Here is an 18,054-nt window from a genome sequence, read left to right as displayed (position 1 = left end):
ACACCCCACCCAGAAGGGCCCCACCGTGAGCCACCCCGAATTCACCCTCGCCGACCTCCACCGCGTCCTCCTCGAAGGAGCCGGCGCCGAAGAGGACGAGTTCGACGGAGTCACCGACTTCCTCGACACCGACTTCGAGGTCCTCGGCTTCGAATCCCTCGCCATGCTCGAGACCATCGCCCGCATCGAACGCGAATACGAGGTCACCCTCGGCGAGGACGTCTTCACCCACCGCACCCCCCGAGCCCTCATCACCGCCGTCAACACCCACCTCCACACCCACATCACCGCCTGAGTCACCGGGGGGTGTCCCCGAAGTCCCGCCTGGCTCGTGCGGCCTGGCACCGCACCTCGCCGCGTTGTCGCAATGCCCTCGTACGCCCAGTACGAGGGCATTGCTCCGCCTTGCGATGCACGGCACCAGACCACACGAGCAGCGCCCTACGGGCGCCCGGCGCTACTTCGCGGACACCCCCCGCCCCAGACCCGCGCGGCCCCACCCGTCCGACGCACACCCACGCCGCGTCGGCGACACAGGCCGGCCGGGACTCCCCCCGGCCGGCCTCTCCCCCCACACCCGCACCCGGCGGCGGTAGGGGACCCCACGCCCACACCGCCCCCGCCGGCACCCCGCGCCCCACCACTCACCCCCGGATGTCCTCATGACCACAGTCCGACTCGCCCGCACCTATGAAACCGACGACGGCGAGACCATCCACATGACCGCCCCGACCCCCACCGCCCTGAACGCCGCCGACCTCACCACCCGCACCGCCCTCCTGGAGCGGTACGTCCGCGAGGAACTCGGCCGCGTCCTGGCCCTCCACCCCAGCGAGATCGACACCACCGGCCGCCCCATGGGCTGCCTCGGCATCGGCTCCATCACCGGCATCGAGCTCCAGTACCGAATGGAGGCCACGCTCGGTGTCGACCTCAACCTCCAACGCCTGCTGCTGGCCAACAGCGCTCAGGAACTCATCGACTGCCTGGCCTGGCAGTTCGGCGCCGAACGCGCCCGGAAGTACGGAACCCCGGTGTACGCATGACCTCCACGACCCTCTCGCCCACCGAGCCGCCCACCCACGGCACGCCCCCCGCACCACCCGGCCCCACCGAGGCCACCCTGCCCGGCCCCGACCGGCCCGCCGACTTCCGCGTCGACCCCGACCGGATCGACCTGTGGCTGATCCGCCGCCCCCCGCTCGCCGAGTTCGACACCCTCGCCCACCACGAGCTCGACGACCGCGAACGCGAACGCACCGCCGCCTTCGCCCGCCGCGGCGACGGACTCCTCTACGCCGCCGCCCACATCGGGCTGCGGCGCCTCCTCGGCCTCTACACCGCCACCTCCCCCGACAAGGTCGAGTTCCTGCGCGAACCCTGCCCCGGCTGCGGCGAACCCCACGGCCGCCCCGCCGTCGGACCACCCCCGCCACCCCTGCACTTCTCCCTCTCCCACAGCGGCACCCTCGCCATGGTCGGCCTCGCCACCCGCCCCATCGGCGTGGACGTGGAGAAACTGCCCGGCGCCGACACCGTCGAGATCGCCTCCAAGGTCCTCCACCCCGACGAACAGGCCGAACTCGCCGCCACCAACGACGACACCGCCCGCCGCGACCTCTTCGGCCGGATCTGGACCCGCAAGGAGGCATACCTCAAGGGCATCGGCACCGGCCTCAGCCGCTCCCCCGCCAAGGACTACCTCGGCCTCGACCCCGGCCGGCACCCCGAGGGCTGGACCCTGGTCCGCGCCCCGTGCGACGACGCGCACGCCGGCAGCGCCGCCATCGCCGGCCCCCCGCCCGCCCTCGCCGAGCTGCGCACCCTGCCCGCCGACTGGCTCACCGCCGACTGGACCCCGCCCGCCCCCACCACCCCCGCCCCGTGACAAGGACGTGACCCCCATGCTCCGCACGGCATTCGTCTTCCCCGGCCAAGGGCCCCAACGACCCGGCATAGGCGTCGAGTTGACCACCAGACGCCCCGACCTGGTGACCACCTACCACCGCCCGGCCGACGACCTCCTCGGCTTCCCGCTCTCCCGCCTCACCCCCGAGGAGCCCGAGGACCCGCACCCCGACCACCCCGCCCACACCCCCGACGCCGAGGACCCGGCCGTCCTCCACCCCGCGTTCTTCCTCACCAGCGTGGTCCTCCTCGACGTGCTGCGCTCCGAGGGCCTCACCCCCGACGCCGTCGCCGGCCACGGCGTCGGCGAATACGCCGCCCTCGTCGCCGCCGGCGTCCTCGAATGGACCGACGCCCTCTGGCTGGTCCGCCTGCGCGGCGAGCTCATCGGCTCCGTCGGCAGCGAGATCCCCGGCGCCACCATCTCCGTCTTCGGCCTCGACCGCACCCGCCTGGCCCGACTCTGCGAGAAATCCGCGATGATCACCGGGCAGATCGTCGAACTCGTCGACACCGAGGACCAACCCCGCCACCGCGTCGTCGCCGGCCAGGCCCGCGCCGTCGGCCACCTCGCCCGCGCCGCCCGCGCCGCCGGCGCCCTGCGCGTCACCGACCTCAACACCGGCGGCCCCTTCCACGCCAACCTGCTGCGCCGCGCCGAGGCCGAGTTCACCGAAGCCCTCATCGGCACGGAGTTCCGCAACCCCACCCTGCCCGTCGTCTCCAGCGCCACCGGCACCCGCGTCACCACCGCCGCCGAGGCCGTCGTAGCCCTGCGCACCCAGCTCTCCGGCCCGATCCGCTGGACCGACACCGTCCGCGCCCTCGACCGGCAGGGCACCGACCGCTACATCGAGGTCGGCCCCGGCCACACCCTCGGCGGCCTCATCCGACGCATCGTCCCCGGCGCCCGCGTCCACGGCTGCGACCCCCGCTGCGGCCGGGTCCGCACCCACCCCCGCGTCCCCCGCACCACCACGACCGCCGCCGCCCGCGAACACACCCCCGCGCCCCGACGCCCACTGACCGGCGCCGCCCTCGGCCCCGCCGCCTGACCCCCCGTGAGGAGACCCGCCATGACCAGGACCACCCGCGCCCCCGGCGACACCCCGCCCGCCCTCACCACCGACGAACTCGCCGCGCTCACCACCCTCACCCTCGCCCGCGCCGCCGCCCTCGAAGCCGAACACACCGGCCACACCTCCGGCGGCCCGCTCCTGCCCCGCCGCCGCGCCGAACCCCGCCGCGAACACACCGCGGACGCCGGCGCCGGCATCGGCGCCGGCCCCTGAACCGACCCCGCACCCCGCACCCCGACCCGAGGAACGCCGCCGTGTCCCCACCCCGTTCATCCGCCGCACCCCACACCCACACCCACACGCAGCCCGCCACCGACACCACGGCCCTGACCCACGAACTCGCCGACCTGCGCCAAGAGGTCCGACGCCTGGCCGACCACGCCGAACTGCGCGCCCTCTTCGACCGCTACGTACTGTCCCTCGACGACATCGGCACCGACTCCGACCCCGGCACCGACCTCCTGGCCCACAGCCGGATCTTCACCCCCGACGCCACCTTCGCCTTCCCCATCGGCACCACCCGCGGCGCCGCCGGCTACACCGAGTTCCGCCGCCTGGCCCGGGCCCGCTGGGCCCACACCCACCACCTCGGCGGCAGCCACGACATCGAGGTCACCGGCGACCACGCCACCCTGCGCGCCCACCAGAACGCCGTCCACCTGCACCACGGACCCGAACCCGCCACACCCTTCACCGTCGGCGGACGCTACGAGATCGACGCCGTGCGCACCCCCGCCGGCTGGCGCCTGCACCACGTCGTCTTCCACGTCGTGACCACCACCGGCGACCCCCTGCCCCGCTTCGCGCACACCGCGCGGACATGACCCCGCCCACCACCGCGGCCCCCGAACGGCCCGACACGCCCGTCGCCTGTCAGGCGTGGGGCCTGCCGCCCCTGCCGCACCTGTCCGCACGCCCACCCGCACCACACCTCCCCCGCGCACCGTCGACCTCCTCCGCACCGCTCCCGTTCACCGAACTCCTCCTGCGCCGCGCCCGCTGGGCCCTGCACCTCGCCCGCGACCGCGCCACCCCCGCCACGCCCGCGCGCACCCGCGCGCGGGAAGAAGGACGGGAGGGGGATCGACCGGGCCGGAACGGGGCCGCGTGAACGGGGCTCGACAACGGGCCGACGGGGATGACCGCACGGAGAACAAGGGCCCGCGAGCAGGGGATTCCCCCACCCTCACCGACCCCGAACCCCACGCCGCCCGATTTGACGACGATCTGACACAACCCGCCACAGCCCTTGTCGACCCCACCCACGACCTGACATCCCCCACCACCCCACCCGCCCCACCCACCACCACGCCCCCTCGACACCCACCCGGGCCCACCCCCCACGGCCCAGGCCCCCACCCCGCCCCCCACCCGCTCCGGAGCCGGCCTCGACCCAAACCCGAACCCCCCGACACCACTCCTCCACCCGCGCCGGCCGGCCCCTCACCCGCCACGCCGGCCCCCCTCTTCCGAGACTCCGTTGACCTGTCCGCACACAGGCCACACACCCACGCCAACTCCTGACGGAACTTGACCCTCACCTGACACGGAGTCGATTGCACGCCCCTGCCGCACGCCCGAGACTCGAAGGGATCCCAAGCGGACCGCCACAGGACCTCGGCCCGACACCGTCGGACCCCGGGAACGGACAACCGCTGCCACCCCCCATCGACCGGGAGTCACTCACGTGCGCTTCAACCTGATCGGCCCGTTCGAGATCGTCACCAACGACGGCCGCGTCCACCGCCCCGGCACCCCCAAGGTCTGCCAGACCCTGGCCCTGCTGCTCACCCGCCCCGGCGAGATCATCACGGCCGACCTGCTCATCCAGGAGCTCTGGGGAGAACGACCCCCGCGCAGCGCCCTGACCACGCTCCAGACGTACGTGTACCACGCCCGTCGCATGCTGGTGCAGGAGCAGGTCACCGACCGGCAGCTCATCGTCACCAGCCCCACCGGCTACGCCATCCAGGTGGAGGACTCCGAGGTCGACGTCCGGATCTTCGAGGACCTCGTCAACACCTCCCGCAACCAGCTCGCGGACAACGAGGCCGCCCTCGCCCGCCGCACCGTCCAGCAGGCCCTCGACCTGTGGCGCGGCCCGGCCCTGGCCAACTTCCCCGCCGGCGACGTCCTCACCGGACACATCGCGCACCTCGACGAGCTGCGCATCCGCGCCTTCGAGATCCGCATCGAGTCCGACGACCGGCTCGGCCGGCACCGCGAGTCCATCCCGGAACTGCGCCGGCTCACCAACGACTACCCGCTCAACGAGTGGTTCCACAGCCGCCTGATCGCCACCCTCGGCGCCACCGGCCGGCGCGCCGAGGCCCTCCAGGCGTACCAGAACGTCCGCCGGCTGCTCGCCGACGAACTCGGCCTCGAACCCTCCCTCGAACTCAAGCGGCTCCAACTGCGCCTGCTCAACCCGGAGTCCGAGCAGAGCCAGCGCGCCCAGGCCCACCACGCGGCCGCCCGCCGCGAACTCATCGGCCTGGCCGCCGGCGCCTGACCCACCCGCACACCCCAAGCGTCAGGGTCCGACCCCGGTACCACCGGCGGGATCGAACCCTGGCGCTTCGGCGCGCCCGAAACCGCCGCGGACCCCCCGGTTCCCCCGTCCCCCCGCGCCACAAGCGCACGGGCACACGGGCACACGGAAGAGGGGCGGGGTGTCCACCCGGACACCCCGCCCCTCACGGCCGCGCCCCTCGACCGGCGCGAACCCCAGCCGGCGCGAACCTCAGCCGGCCCGCGCCACCCGCCGCCGCCCGACCGGCTCCGCCACCGACCCGGCCACCGGACCCGGCGACACCACCGGCACCCGCCGCACCGACTCCAGGAACACCACCGCCTCGATCACCGCCGACATCGAGGTCCGCTCACCGAACCCCACCTCCACCAACGGCTCGCCGAACCCCGGGTCCGAAGGATGCGCCACGACCAGACGCGTACCCCCGTCCGGGATCTCCACCGCCAGCGACTCCGGCGCGAACGTGCCCGTCGAGGACAGCAACAGGGCCCGCGGACCCACCCACCCCGCGATCCGACCGAACAGCTCCCGCTTCGCCCCCAGCTCCTCCGCCAGGCACTCCACGACCACGTCCGCGTCCCGCACCGCGGCGGCCGGCTCCGGCTCGAACTCCAGCCGGTCCAACGCGCCCAGCGGATCGACCGTGCCCGCCGGCAGCCGCGCCGCGAACCCGTCCAACCCGCCCAGCACCGCCGCACGCGCCGCGACCCGGTCGCCGTGCACCCGCACCCGCAGACCGTGGCCGAGGAACAACGCGATCCACCCGAGCCCGACCGGCCCGGTACCCACCACGGTCACCAGCCGCGGCCACGGCCCGCGACCCCGCTCACCCGCCGGGCCGAGCCCGCCGGCCGTCACGTCGCTCACGCCGTCCTCCTGGGAATCGAACCGCTGCACCGGGGAGTACAGCTCGGTGGAGACGTACTCGGTCATGCCACTGCCTTTCATCGGATGCGCCGAGAACCGAACGCCGGCGGACCGTCACGCGCGAAGTCCCCGCGCCGCGGACACGCCGGCCAACGAACACCACCACCCTGGCCGGTCCGGATCCAGAACCCATGGAAACCGACTCAACCGTCCGAACCAACCCCGGAACCGGACCACGGAGCCCGATTCACAGGACCCGGTTCACAGGGCCCGATTCACACCCCCACGCGCTCCTCCGCGTACCGCTGCGCGTACCGCAACGTCGCCACGCTGTTCGTGGACAACGCCGTCCGCACGTACTCCCGCGCGTCCGCCACCGTCGCCCCGGCCCCCAGCACCGAGCCCACGTTCGCCGCGTTCAACGTCACCGTGTGCCGCGAGGTCGCCGCCACCGTCCCGCCGTCTTCCGGCACGAACGTCCACCGGCCCGTGTGCAGGCTCAACAACGCCGGCAGCACCGTCTGCTTGTACGCGATCCACTCCGGTGCGCACGTCACCCGGTACGAACGCGTCGTGTGCGTCGACCCGTCACGCGCCCGGGTGTCCATCTCCAACTCCTGCAACCCCGGCACGTCCTCCGTCAACCGCACCTCCGCCACGTGCGGCAAGCGCTCCGACCACCGGTCCGCCTCGTTCACGAAGTCCCACAGGTCTCGCGCCGAACCCGCCACCCGCACCGTGTCCTCGAACGAGAACGTCAACGCGTCCTCCTCGTCCGCGACCACCCGCTCCACGTTCGCCTTCAACGCGGCCAGCTCCGCCACCGAATTGCGGTCCACCGCCTCGTCGATCCACGCCAGGTGACCCGGGTCGTCGTCCACCGCCCGGTACTCGTGCGTCAACACCACCCGGGCCGACCCCGCCGCCGAACCCTCCGACACCACCCAGGCGCCCGCCATCGCGGCCACCGGATGCGCCGGCACCTCCTGCCGGAACGCCACCCGCCCCGCCACCGGATCCAACACCCGCCGCGAGGCCCACGTCTTCGCTTCCCCGTTGGCCGTCGCCCAGATCCGGATCCGCTCCTCGTGACCCCCCTCCGCCACCCGCTCCACGTGGATCGTCGGCGGAAAGATCAACGGCCAGTTCTCCACCTCGGCGATCAACCGGTACACGGCGGCCGGCGGGGCCGCGATCTCGATCTCGTGCTCCACCGCACGAAGCCCGCTCCGGGACATGCTCACAACTCCTTCTCCGAGACAACCGACACCACGGGGACCGGGCGACGTACCAACGGGCGACACAGCCGCCCAACAGGGATCTTCGCCGGAAATCCGTCGAACTCCCCCACCCCCACCACCCCGATTCCCGCACCCTCCCCGCCCACCCTGGAACCCCGCTCGAACCCCCGTGACCGGCTCACGCCTCCCCCAAGCCCTCTCCCACCCCCCTTCGACCCCCCGCCGATCCCCCCTCACCACACTCACCGCACCACCCCCGACCCGAAGGGCCCCCGCCATGAACCGCCGCGTCGTCATCACCGGAATCGGCGTCGTCGCCCCCGGCGGAACGGGCACCCGGGCCTTCTGGTCCCTGCTCACCGAAGGCCGCACCGCCACCCGCCCCATCACCCTCTTCGACGCCTCCGCCCACCGCTCACGGATCGCCGCCGAAGCCGACTTCGACCCCCTGCGGCACGGCTTCACCCCCACCGAAGCCGAACGACTCGACCGCGTCACCCAATTCGCGATCACCGCCGCCGCCGAAGCCGTCCACCACAGCGGCCTGGACCCCGACGCCCTCGACCCCACCCGGCTCGGCGTCACCCTCGGCAGCGCCGTCGGCTGCTCCACCGGCCTCGACACCCAATACGACCTGGTCAGCCGGGGCGGCACCCAATGGGAGGTCGACCACACCCTGGCCGCCCCCCACCTCCACGACCACTTCGTGCCCAGCTCCATCGCCGCCGAAGTCGCCTGGCGCCACCACGCCCAAGGCCCCGTCGCCCTCGTCTCCACCGGCTGCACCTCCGGCCTCGACTCCCTCGGCCACGCCACCGACCTCATCCGCGAGGGCAGCGCCGACATCATGATCGCCGGCGCCTCCGAAGCCCCCATCAGCCCCATCACCCTCGCCTCCTTCGACGCCATCCGCGCCACCTCCCCGCGCAACGACGACCCCGCCACCGCCTCCCGCCCCTTCGACGCCACCCGCAACGGCTTCGTCCTCGGCGAAGGCGCAGCCGTCCTCGTCCTCGAAGAACTCCACGCCGCCCGCCGACGCGGCGCCCACATCCACGCCGAGATCTCCGGCTTCGCCGGCCGCTGCAACGCCCACCACATGACCGGCCTGCGCCCCGACGGCGCCGAAATGGCCCAGGCCATCACCGCGGCCCTCGACGAAGCCCACCTCGACCCCACCGCCGTCGACTACGTCAACGCCCACGGCTCCGGCACCGTCCAAAACGACCGCCACGAGACCGCGGCGTTCAAACGCGCCCTCGGCCCCCACGCCCACGCCACCCCCGTCAGCTCCATCAAATCGATGATCGGCCACTCCCTCGGCGCCATCGGATCCCTCGAAATCGCCGCCTGCGCCCTCGCCATCGAACACGGCGTCATCCCCCCCACCGCCAACCTCCACCACCCCGACCCCACCTGCGACCTGGACTACACCCCCCACACCGCACGCGAACAACGCACCGACACCGTCCTCAGCGTCGGAAGCGGCTTCGGCGGCTTCCAGAGCGCGATGGTCCTCACCCGCCCGCGCCCCGGAGCCACCACATGACCACCACCGCCCCCACCCGCCACCGCGCCCCCGTCGTCACCGGCATCGGCGTCACCGCCCCCACCGGCGGCGACACCGACACCTGGTGGCGCGCCACCCTGCGCGGCGACAACGCCATCGCCCCCCTCACCCGCTTCGACGCGAGCACCTACCCCGCCCGTCTCGCCGGCGAGATCCGCGACCAGGACCCCACCGACCGGCTCCCCAAGCGGCTCCTCGCCCAGACCGACCACATGACCCGCCTCGCGCTCGTCGCGGCGGACGAGGCCCTCGCCGACGCCGGCATCACCCCCGACACCCACCCCGACCACGCCGTCGGCACCGTCACCGCCGCCTCCTCCGGCGGCTACGCCTTCGGTCAACGCGAACTCCAGGCCCTGTGGAGCAAGGGCCCCCAACACGTCAGCGCCTACCAGTCCTTCGCCTGGTTCTACGCCGTCAACACCGGCCAGATCTCCATCCGGCACAACCTGCGCGGCCCCAGCGGCGTCCTCGTCACCGAACAGGCCGGCGGCCTCGACGCCGTCGCCCAGGCCCGCCGACACATCCGCAAGGGCACCACCGCGGTGGTCACCGGAGGCATCGACTCCGCCCTGTGCCCCTGGGGCTGGGCCGCGCACCTCGCCGACGGCCGCCTGAGCACCGCCGAGGACCCCACCCGCGCCTACCTCCCGTTCACCCCCCACGCGGACGGCCACGTCGTCGGCGAGGGCGGCGCCCTCCTCGTCCTCGAAGACGCCGACGCCGCCCACGCCCGCGGCGCCCGGCCCTACGGAGCCGTCGTCGGCCACGCCGCCACCTTCGACCCGCCCCCCGGCAGCGGCGCCGCCCCCCGTCTCCTCGACGCCGCCCGCGCCGCCCTGCGCGACGCCGACCTCACCCCCGCCGACATCGACCTCGTCCTCGCGGACGCCGCCGGCGACCGCGCGGCCGACCGCGCCGAGGCCACCGCCCTCACCGCTCTCTTCGGCCCCCGCGGCGTCCCCGTCACCGCCCCCAAGACCGGCACCGGCCGCCTCTCCTCCGGCGGCTCCGCCCTCGACCTCGCCACCGCCCTGCACGCCCTGCGCGACGAGGTCATTCCCCCGACCCCCCACGTCACCGAGCTCGCCGAGGACTGCCCCCTCGACCTCGTGACCACCGCCCGCCCCGCCCCCGGACTGCGCACCGCCCTCGTCCTGGCCCGCGGCCGCGGCGGCTTCAACACCGCGATGATCGTCCGCGCCCGCTGACGGCCCCGTCGAACCTCGGCCAAACAACGCACGTCGGCTGATTCCACGGTCCGGAACCCCTGTTCAGATACCGGTCACGCGGTTTCGTTGACCGTACTGACCTCAAAGAACAGCCAAAAATTCGCGCCCAGCGAAGGAAAATAGCCAGAATCCTCCAAGTTCACCGATCAAAACAGGCCGAATCGGCTGCTAAAATACATACCTGTTGGTTGAGTTTTGCGCAGTCAGCTGATCCAGTGGGGCGTCACCGCCCCACCGCCTGAGACCCCACCCGGAGGCACCCATGGCACGGCAGGAACGTGCGATCCGCACCCGTCGCGCGATCCTTGAAGCCGCGGCCGCGGTATTCGACGAGCGTGGCTACGAGGCAGCCACCATCGCCGACATCCTCGCCCGCTCCGGCGTCACCAAAGGCGCCCTGTACTTCCACTTCGCCTCCAAGCAACTCGTCGCCCAAGGCGTGCTCGACGAGCAGTTCACCGAAGGCGACGTCCCCCCACGCGAGAGCAAGCTCCAAGAGCTCTTCGACCTCTCCATGGCCCTGGCCTACCGGATGATCCGCAACCCCATGCTGAGCGCCGGCGCCCGCCTCTCCATCGGCCCGGAGATGAGCAGGACCTTCAACGGGGGCTCCCTGCCCGGCTGGGTCGACCTCGTCGGCCGACTCCTCAACCAGGCCAAGGAACAGGGCGAGCTCATCCCCAACGTCGACACCGAATCCGCCGCCTGGTCCATCACCGCCTCGTGGACCGGCGCCCAGATCCTCTCGCAGGCGCTGACCAACCGCGCCGATCTGGAAGAGCGCGTCGCCGCCCTCTACAGCCACCTCTACCCGAGCATCGCCACCCCGGCCGTCCTCGCCCAACTGGACATGCGACCCGACCGAGGCGCCCGCGTCATCCAGGAGATCAAGGAGCTCGAAGAGCTCGCGAACAACACACCCACACGCCTCAGCGCCTGACCCCACGGCCCGAGGCTTCACGCGGCGGAGGCCCGCACCCCACCAGGGTGCGGGCCTCCGCCGCGTGAAGCCTCGGACGACTCAACCGGCCGCCGGCACCAAGAACCGCACGCTGTGGAACGAGTCCGCGCTCACGTCCACCACCACCCCCGGCCGCACATCCGAACTCGGCCCCGCCCCACACCCCGGCGCCCAGAACACCCGCGCCGTGCGATCCGTCCCGTTGGTCAACCGCGAGGACGCGAAATCCAGGTCCACGCACACCCCGTCATCCGCGTCGACCACCACCCCACGCCGCGACCCGTCCGCGTTCTCGTACCCGAACCGCCCCTGCGCCCCCTGCACGACACCGGCGGAACCCACCACCACCGCCACCGCCACACCCACACCCCACCCGACAGACACCCTCATGAACCGCTCCTCTCACGAACACTCCCCACCAGCCCTTCCCACCCCACCCCACCCCCTCCCGCCCACCACCCGTTCGCCCCACACCTCCGAGGCATTAACGCCGTTAACGCCCCCACACCCTTAACGCCGTTAACACCAACCCCCAAAAAGAAACACCACAAAAAACCCCAAACCAGCCCCACAACCCCATCCGACTCCCGAATCCCATACTTGCCGACTGGTTTTCTCAGCCATGATCAAGCAGGATGGCCCGGACCAATCAGGCACCACCGCCCAGGAGAACCCGTGCCCAGGCCCCGACAGGAACGCGCCGAGCTCACCCGCCAGGCGATCCTCGACGGCGCCGCCCGGGCCTTCGACCGCGACGGCTTCATCGGCACCAGCCTCAGCTCGGTCGCCGCCAACGCCGGAGTCACCAAGGGCGCCCTCTACTTCCACTTCGCGTCCAAGGAAGAACTCGCCCACGCCCTGATGGTCGAACAGTTCAAGATCGCCGCCGGCGTCGACGCCCTCCCCGACCCCGGCCTGCAAACCGCCATCGACCTCACCCACCAGATGGCCCACGCCCTGCGCACCAACCTCCGCGTCCGAGCCGGCATCCGACTCATCCTCGAATTCGGCTCCTTCACCGACCCGGACCCCACCCCGTACGACACCTGGATCCTCACCTGCCGCAACTGCCTGGCCCCCGCCCAGGCCCACGGCGACCTCCACCCCCACCTCGACGTGGACGCCCTCGCCACCCACCTCGTCGGCTCCTTCACCGGCATCCAGATCACCTCCCACGTCCGCACCGGTCGCGCCGACCTCCACACCCGGCTCACGGACCACTGGACCCTGCTCCTACCGGCCATCACCCCGCCGGAACGCCTCCCGGGCCTCAACCCCGCCGGCTCCGCGCGCTGCCGCGCCGACCTCGGTCTCCCGGCCCGACTCCCGGCCGCCTGACCGCCACCGCCGGCAGGGCGGTGTCGTACACGTCGTGGTGAACCACGGGGGTGCTCGCCACGACGTGTACGAGACCGCCCTGCCACCCCCACCCCCTTAACGCCGTTAACGGCGTTAACGCCGCACCGCCGGCACCGGCCCCCGGCACAGACACCCTTAACGCCGTTAACGCCGTCAAGCCCGGCCGACCCGCCGTCACCACCCCCGCGGCCCCCGTCCGCACACCCACCCCTTAACGCCGTTAACGCCGTTAAGCCCACATCGCGTTACCAACTTCCGGCGCGCCGTCACACACAACCCACGAACGTTAGTAAAGTCCCCCTCATGAGCCTCAACACACCCCCCGACCGGGACAAGGTCGTCTCCAAACTCCCCCCCGCCCTCCGCCAACAACTCAAGATCCGCACCGCCCAACTCGGCATCGACATCCAGGACGCCGTCCACCACGGCCTCACCACCTGGACCGCCCTCGCCTCCACCCCCACCCCCGTCGACACCTCCGGCGCCGAATCCTTCTCCACCTGGCTCCCCACCGGCCAATGGGACACCTTCCGCACCCACACCAAGGAACGCGGCATCTCCCTCACCCAGGGCCTCGCCCAAGCCGTCCACCTCTGGCTCGAGACCAACCCCGCCCCCACCGTCCGACGCCCCTCCGTCGTCCGACGCCTCATCATCTGCAACCAGAAGGGCGGAGTCGGCAAAACCGCCGTCACCGCCGGCACCGCCGAAGCCCTCGCCGAGGACCCCACCGCCCTCCACCCCGTCCGCGTCTCCCGGCAACTCGCCCGCCTCACCACCCCCGACACCGACCCCACCACCACCCCCCTCGACCGCGAAGACCTCCCCGGCCTCGGCATGCGCGTCCTCCTCGTCGACTTCGACCCCCAAGGCCACCTCACCAAACAACTCGGCTGCGCCCCCCTCCCCATCGGCGGCGACAGCCTCACCCGCCACATGGCCGGCGAAGCCCAAGGCCCCCTCTCCGACCTCATCGTCCCCATCCCCGACGACCGCTTCGCCGACCGCCTCCACCTCCTCCCCGCCTGCACCGACGCCTTCCTCCTCGACGTCCGCCTCTCCACCGTCCGAGCCCGCGAAGCCGCCCTCGAACGCGCCCTCGCACCCATCGAGGCCGACTACGACGTCATCCTCGTCGACTGCCCCCCGAGCCTCGGCCTCAGCATGGACGCCGCCATCTACTACGGCCGCCGCCGCGACACCGAACAGCCCGGCGCCTCCGGAGCCCTCATCGTCGTCCAGGCCGAAGACTCCTCCGCCGACGCCTACGACCTCCTCACCTCCCAGATCAACGACCTCCGCGACGACCTCAGCCTCGACATCGACTACCTCGGCCTCGTCGTCAACCTCTACGACGGCCGCCGCGGCTACATCGCCACCTCCTCCCTCCAGGCATGGACCGACATCAAGGACCCCCGCGTCGTCGCCGTCATCCCCGACCTCAAGGAGCAACGCGAAGCCGTGCGCGTCAAACAACCCCTCTTCACCTACGCCCCCCACGGCGACCAGGCCGTCGCCTTCCGCGCCCTCGCCCGGGAGATCTCATGAGCAAGGCCGACCGCCTCGGCGTCTCCGCCTCCTTCGCCCGCGCCCAACCCGCCGGCGTCAGCCCCCGACGCGCCGCCATCGCCGAAGCCACCGGCGCCCCCACCTCCGGCATCACCCCGCCCTCCGAGGTCCCCATCGAGGCCCTCGCCCACAACCCCCTCAACCTCCGCGAGGAACTCACCGAACTCGACGAACTCGCCCAGTCCCTCCTCACCCGCGGCCAACTCCAACCCCTCGCCGTCGCCACCCGCATGGCCTTCATGGAGGCCCACCCCGGGCAGACCGACGGCCTCGGCCGCGCCCCCTACGTCGTCATCGACGGCAACCGCCGCCTCGCCGCCGCCCACCTCGCCGGCCTCAAGACCCTCCACATCCACGTCAACGACGCCCTCTCCACCAGCGCCTCCGACATCCTCGAATCCGCCCTCATCGCGAACATCCAACGCGTCGACGTCGCCCCCATGGACCAGGCCCGAGCCCTCCAGGAACTCGTCGAGGTCCACGGCTCCCAGGCACAGGTCGCCAAGCGCCTCGGCAAGACCGCCGCCTGGGTCTCCCAACGCCTCGCCCTCCTCGGCCTCACCCCCGACCTCCAGGACAAGGTCGACGCCGGCGAGCTCAAGGTCGAATCCGCCCGACGCATCGGCCGACTCCCCCAGGAGGCCCAAGAGGCCGCCGCGGACGCCGCCCTGGTCCAACCCACACCCCCCCGCCAACGCACCACCACCCCGCCCCGCCCCACACCCGCGAACACGGCCACGAACACGCCCGCGAACGCGTCGCAGACCACCCCGACGCCGCCCAGCACGCCCCCGACGGCGGAACCGACCCCGCGAACCCTCACCATCCCCACCGCGACCCCCCAGGCCATCGCGGAAGCCCTCTCCACCCACCTCCCGCCCGACGACCTCAAGGCCGTCACCGAACTCCTCCTGGGCCGCCTCTGAGACCCCACAAGGCCCCACCAGGCCCCGAACTCCCCCACCCCGCACAACCAACGCACAGAAGGCGCTGCACGAGCCCACAAGCCCGTACAGCGCCTTCTCACTCACTCTGACCAATCGTTACATCAACCCACCGCGTGCAAAGCCCGCCGCCGCTTCGAATCCGCCGCCTTCTTCGCGGCGGCCTGCGCGGCCCGCTTCTTCCGCTGCTCCGCCAGCTGGTCCTGGTACTCCGCCACCGCCCGGTGGTAGCTCTCCACGTACCCCCGGGCGTCCAGACGCTCGTCCACCGGCATCGCGTTCACCGCGGCCACCGCGTCCTCGAAGGAGTTGTACCCCGCGAGCATCGGATTGATCTGGTACACGCCGTTGCGCACCTTCCGCACCAGCTTCGCCAGCTCCAGGCTGCGCAACGCGGCGTTCACGCTCGGCCGGCTCAGGTCCAGCAGCCCGCCCACCGTCGCCTGGTCGATCAGGATCCGCCCACCGGGCTCACTCAACGAGCGCAGCTTCAACAGCACCCGGTACGCCGCGGGCGGAAGGTCCAAGTCGGACAGGAGCCCATCCGCATTGACCGCGGCAAATCGCAAGGTGCTCACCGAGCTGTCCTCTCTTCCGTGCGCTGCGCCCGGCTCAGACGCCTCGCAGCACGTTCCTTGGCCCGTTCGGCCCGCAGTTCCTCGATCGCCTGCCGCATGTGGTCCAGCGACGGGAACCGCACCAGGTCGGGCAGGCTCGTGTCACTGCGAATCCGCGAGATGGTCCCGTGCTGCTCCACCTTCACGAACTCACCGGCCGACTCGGTCCCAGGGATGAACTCCGCCACCCGATAACTGTAGGGCGGATTGAACTGGTAGACACCCCGCCTCACCTTGAAGACGATCCCATGGGACATGATCGTCTGGAGCGCTTCGGAAATCTTCGTCCGCCCCACGTCCAGGATGGTGGCCATCTCCTCCTGCGTGAGGGGGATACGCCCACCCGCCCGCTGGCACGCGATGAGCAGCAGGATCAACCGCAGCGGCAGGGCCTCGCGGAAGTACTGCGCGATGACGAGGAAGAACTCCAGGCTGTCCATCGAGAACGCGTTGGGCTGCCCCTGCGTCCCGTAGAACTCCAGCGGCTTGCGTTCCCCGTCCAGCGTCAGCTTCCGACTCGGGTACCGCCGCGCCAGGCTGTCCAGGTCCTTGACCGGGGCCAGTGGCTGACTCCAGGCCGAGATCGCGTCATCAACGGGAAGATCAGGACGCGGCGCTCGCGCCGGCCCGGACCGGCGGCGCTGTGGCTCTGATGACACGAGGTTGCTCTCCACTTCCTTGATCTACGGAGAGCAGTATGTCAACAAGGGTGACACAAGTGTCACGCTCATTGACGTTCGGCGTGTCTTACGTCCCCCCTGGGGGGACACATCTCGGCCAAGCGTTCGCCCGGCGCCCACCCGCCAACCACACCCACCCCCCACGGCGTTCGCGAACACATCGCAGCAGAACGTCAGCCAGGCTGACATAAATACCGTTTTTACGTCAGCCGCACTGACTTTTTGCAGATTTTCTGTCCCTCCACCCGGGACACAACCCCCGAGATATGTCCCCCCAGGAGTGACACAACTTTCGACCCGCACCCCCTCTGACCTGCGCAAACGCATCTCCGTACCTTCTATAGGTCCGTGCTCGCTCCTGAAACCCCCGCAACACACGACGAACCCGCACCTGAACGTCAGCGAACCTGACATATCCGGAGACGAACCGCAGCCCGGCCGCCGGAGCCGAAGGCGGGCATCATCTGTCTCGATCCTGTTTTTATCCAGGGGTTCGTTTTGATGCAGGGGTCTCGGTGGGGATCTTTCTGCGTTTACCCCATGATCCAGACCGTTAACGGCGTTAACTTCCTTGCCAGAAGTCCAGAGCTCGTTTGTATCGCGAGATCATTCAACTACCTTGGTTGTCAAGCCAGTTGCTGAGTCGTTTCAGGTGAACTCGGTGGCTTCTGTTTGTGCCCCGTTAAGTCAGGAAGACGCCCAACCACCTTCACCACAGCCCCTCCCACCGCGGTCCCGCGAAGCGGGACCAGCCCGAAGGGCTGAAGGACCCCGAAGGGGGCCCGGCCCGAAGGGCCAACACTCTGGCGCGCAGCGCCCTGGGTTCGCAGCGAAGCGGAGAACCCACACGAACCGAAGGTTCATAGGTCACAAAGCGAAGCGGCGTGACCCAAGCCCCGAAGGGGCTTGCCACCTGGAGCGAAGCGGAAGGTGGAAAGCTGCCGAAGGCAGCTCCAGGGCCGAAGGCCCAGGCTCGGAGCGAAGCGGAGAGCCCCCTGGCCGAAGGCCAGGCCCCGGAGCGCAGCGGAGGGCCCTCCTCCCCGAAGGGGAGGAGCTGAGCGAAGCGAAGCACACTTCGGGGGCCGAAGGCCCCTGGTCTCGGAGCGAAGCGGAGAGACCACTTTCCCCGAAGGGAAAGGCTCGGAGCGCAGCGGAGAGCTACTGGCCGAAGGCCAGGGCCCGGAGCGGAGCGGAGGGCCCTCCTTGCCGAAGGCAAGGAGCTGAGCGAAGCGAAGCACGTTTTTGGCCGAAGGCCCAAGGTCTGAGCGAAGCGAAGACCTTCCTGGCCGGAGGCCAGGAGCTGAGCGAAGCGAAGCACATTCGGGCGCGAAGCGCCCCGGCTCCGAAGGAGCCGCCGGCCCAGAGGGCCGGGCCTGCCCGAAGGGCAGGCAGCCGAGGAGCGCAGCGGACCCGGCGCCTCGCCGAAGGCGAGGCCGCAGCCCGAAGGGCTGCGCCGGCTGCCGAAGGCAGCCGCCCCATCGCGGAGCGATGGGG

The 18,054-nt window shown here is 71.5% G+C and carries 19 protein-coding genes; 14 read left to right on the top strand and 5 right to left on the bottom strand.

Annotated elements, in window-relative coordinates; translation table 11 throughout:
- The first annotated feature begins 25 nt into the window (after positions 1-25).
- The 8 genes from ACN20G_RS35500 (at position 26) to ACN20G_RS35465 (ending at position 5,499) form a co-directional block, all read left to right on the top strand.
- Entirely contained in the window at positions 26-295 is a 270-nt protein-coding gene (locus tag ACN20G_RS35500; protein ID WP_424217473.1) for an acyl carrier protein, read from the top strand.
- 367 nt (positions 296-662) lie between these two features.
- Positions 663-1,046, top strand: a complete 384-nt coding sequence (locus ACN20G_RS35495) for an acyl carrier protein (RefSeq protein ID WP_424217472.1) — start codon at positions 663-665, stop codon at positions 1,044-1,046.
- Positions 1,043-1,888, top strand: coding sequence for a 4'-phosphopantetheinyl transferase family protein (locus tag ACN20G_RS35490; protein WP_424217471.1), 846 nt, complete (start codon positions 1,043-1,045; stop codon positions 1,886-1,888). The genes ACN20G_RS35495 and ACN20G_RS35490 overlap by 4 nt, the downstream gene beginning before the upstream one ends.
- Before the next feature lie 16 nt (positions 1,889-1,904).
- On the top strand, positions 1,905-2,963 hold the full coding sequence (locus ACN20G_RS35485; RefSeq protein WP_424217470.1) for an ACP S-malonyltransferase: 1,059 nt from the start codon (positions 1,905-1,907) through the stop codon (positions 2,961-2,963).
- A gap of 21 nt (positions 2,964-2,984) precedes the next feature.
- Positions 2,985-3,200 (top strand): hypothetical protein, encoded by a 216-nt coding sequence (locus ACN20G_RS35480; protein WP_424217469.1) that lies wholly within the window; start codon positions 2,985-2,987, stop codon positions 3,198-3,200.
- Positions 3,201-3,241: 41 nt separating this feature from the next.
- Entirely contained in the window at positions 3,242-3,811 is a 570-nt protein-coding gene (locus ACN20G_RS35475; RefSeq protein ID WP_424217468.1) for a nuclear transport factor 2 family protein, read from the top strand.
- Positions 3,808-4,098: a hypothetical protein gene (locus ACN20G_RS35470; RefSeq protein WP_424217467.1), complete on the top strand. Its 291-nt coding sequence runs from the start codon at positions 3,808-3,810 to the stop codon at positions 4,096-4,098. The genes ACN20G_RS35475 and ACN20G_RS35470 overlap by 4 nt, the downstream gene beginning before the upstream one ends.
- Positions 4,099-4,674: 576 nt before the next feature.
- Complete coding sequence (locus ACN20G_RS35465; RefSeq protein ID WP_424217466.1) at positions 4,675-5,499, top strand: AfsR/SARP family transcriptional regulator; 825 nt, start codon at positions 4,675-4,677, stop codon at positions 5,497-5,499.
- Positions 5,500-5,730: 231 nt separating this feature from the next.
- Here the strand turns inward: ACN20G_RS35465 and ACN20G_RS35460 are convergent, their stop codons facing one another.
- Both ACN20G_RS35460 and ACN20G_RS35455 read right to left on the bottom strand, forming a co-directional pair.
- Positions 5,731-6,453, bottom strand: coding sequence for a 3-hydroxyacyl-CoA dehydrogenase NAD-binding domain-containing protein (locus ACN20G_RS35460; RefSeq protein ID WP_424217465.1), 723 nt, complete (start codon positions 6,451-6,453; stop codon positions 5,731-5,733).
- A 209-nt stretch (positions 6,454-6,662) separates the two neighbouring features.
- A complete protein-coding gene (locus ACN20G_RS35455) occupies positions 6,663-7,625 on the bottom strand; it encodes an aromatase/cyclase (RefSeq protein WP_424217464.1) in 963 nt (320 codons plus the stop codon).
- 280 nt (positions 7,626-7,905) lie between these two features.
- Here ACN20G_RS35455 and ACN20G_RS35450 point away from each other — a divergent pair, with 280 nt between their 5' ends.
- From ACN20G_RS35450 to ACN20G_RS35440, 3 genes are all read left to right on the top strand, one after another.
- The gene (locus tag ACN20G_RS35450; protein ID WP_424217463.1) at positions 7,906-9,177 is read left to right on the top strand and encodes a beta-ketoacyl-[acyl-carrier-protein] synthase family protein; all 1,272 of its coding nucleotides are present in this window, start codon (positions 7,906-7,908) and stop codon (positions 9,175-9,177) included.
- Positions 9,174-10,409, top strand: coding sequence for a ketosynthase chain-length factor (locus ACN20G_RS35445; protein WP_424217462.1), 1,236 nt, complete (start codon positions 9,174-9,176; stop codon positions 10,407-10,409). Before ACN20G_RS35450 ends, ACN20G_RS35445 begins: the two co-directional genes overlap by 4 nt.
- 283 nt (positions 10,410-10,692) lie before the next feature.
- Positions 10,693-11,370 carry a ScbR family autoregulator-binding transcription factor gene (locus tag ACN20G_RS35440; RefSeq protein WP_424217461.1) on the top strand — a complete coding sequence of 226 codons (678 nt, stop codon included), beginning with the start codon at positions 10,693-10,695 and terminating at the stop codon, positions 11,368-11,370.
- A gap of 81 nt (positions 11,371-11,451) precedes the next feature.
- On the opposite strand, the gene ACN20G_RS35435 is transcribed toward ACN20G_RS35440, so the two are convergent.
- Positions 11,452-11,781, bottom strand: coding sequence for a hypothetical protein (locus tag ACN20G_RS35435; RefSeq protein ID WP_424217460.1), 330 nt, complete (start codon positions 11,779-11,781; stop codon positions 11,452-11,454).
- 285 nt (positions 11,782-12,066) lie between these two features.
- On the opposite strand from ACN20G_RS35435, the gene ACN20G_RS35430 reads away from it, so the two are divergent.
- The 3 genes from ACN20G_RS35430 to ACN20G_RS35420 all read left to right on the top strand — a co-directional run bounded on the left by ACN20G_RS35430 (position 12,067) and on the right by ACN20G_RS35420 (position 15,245).
- Entirely contained in the window at positions 12,067-12,729 is a 663-nt protein-coding gene (locus ACN20G_RS35430) for a ScbR family autoregulator-binding transcription factor (protein ID WP_424217459.1), read from the top strand.
- A gap of 324 nt (positions 12,730-13,053) precedes the next feature.
- Positions 13,054-14,298 (top strand): ParA family protein, encoded by a 1,245-nt coding sequence (locus tag ACN20G_RS35425; protein ID WP_424217458.1) that lies wholly within the window; start codon positions 13,054-13,056, stop codon positions 14,296-14,298.
- Positions 14,295-15,245, top strand: a complete 951-nt coding sequence (locus tag ACN20G_RS35420) for a ParB/RepB/Spo0J family partition protein (protein WP_424217457.1) — start codon at positions 14,295-14,297, stop codon at positions 15,243-15,245. Before ACN20G_RS35425 ends, ACN20G_RS35420 begins: the two co-directional genes overlap by 4 nt.
- A gap of 122 nt (positions 15,246-15,367) precedes the next feature.
- On the opposite strand, the gene ACN20G_RS35415 is transcribed toward ACN20G_RS35420, so the two are convergent.
- Entirely contained in the window at positions 15,368-15,790 is a 423-nt protein-coding gene (locus tag ACN20G_RS35415; protein ID WP_424217456.1) for a MarR family transcriptional regulator, read from the bottom strand.
- 47 nt (positions 15,791-15,837) lie between these two features.
- Positions 15,838-16,554 (bottom strand): hypothetical protein, encoded by a 717-nt coding sequence (locus tag ACN20G_RS35410; protein WP_424217455.1) that lies wholly within the window; start codon positions 16,552-16,554, stop codon positions 15,838-15,840.
- Between the last annotated feature and the right edge of the window lie 1,500 nt (positions 16,555-18,054).

It is taken from the genome of Streptomyces dryopteridis (genome assembly GCF_049606955.1).
GTDB lineage: Bacteria > Actinomycetota > Actinomycetes > Streptomycetales > Streptomycetaceae > Streptomyces.
This window is presented reverse-complemented; position numbering and strand designations above follow the sequence as displayed.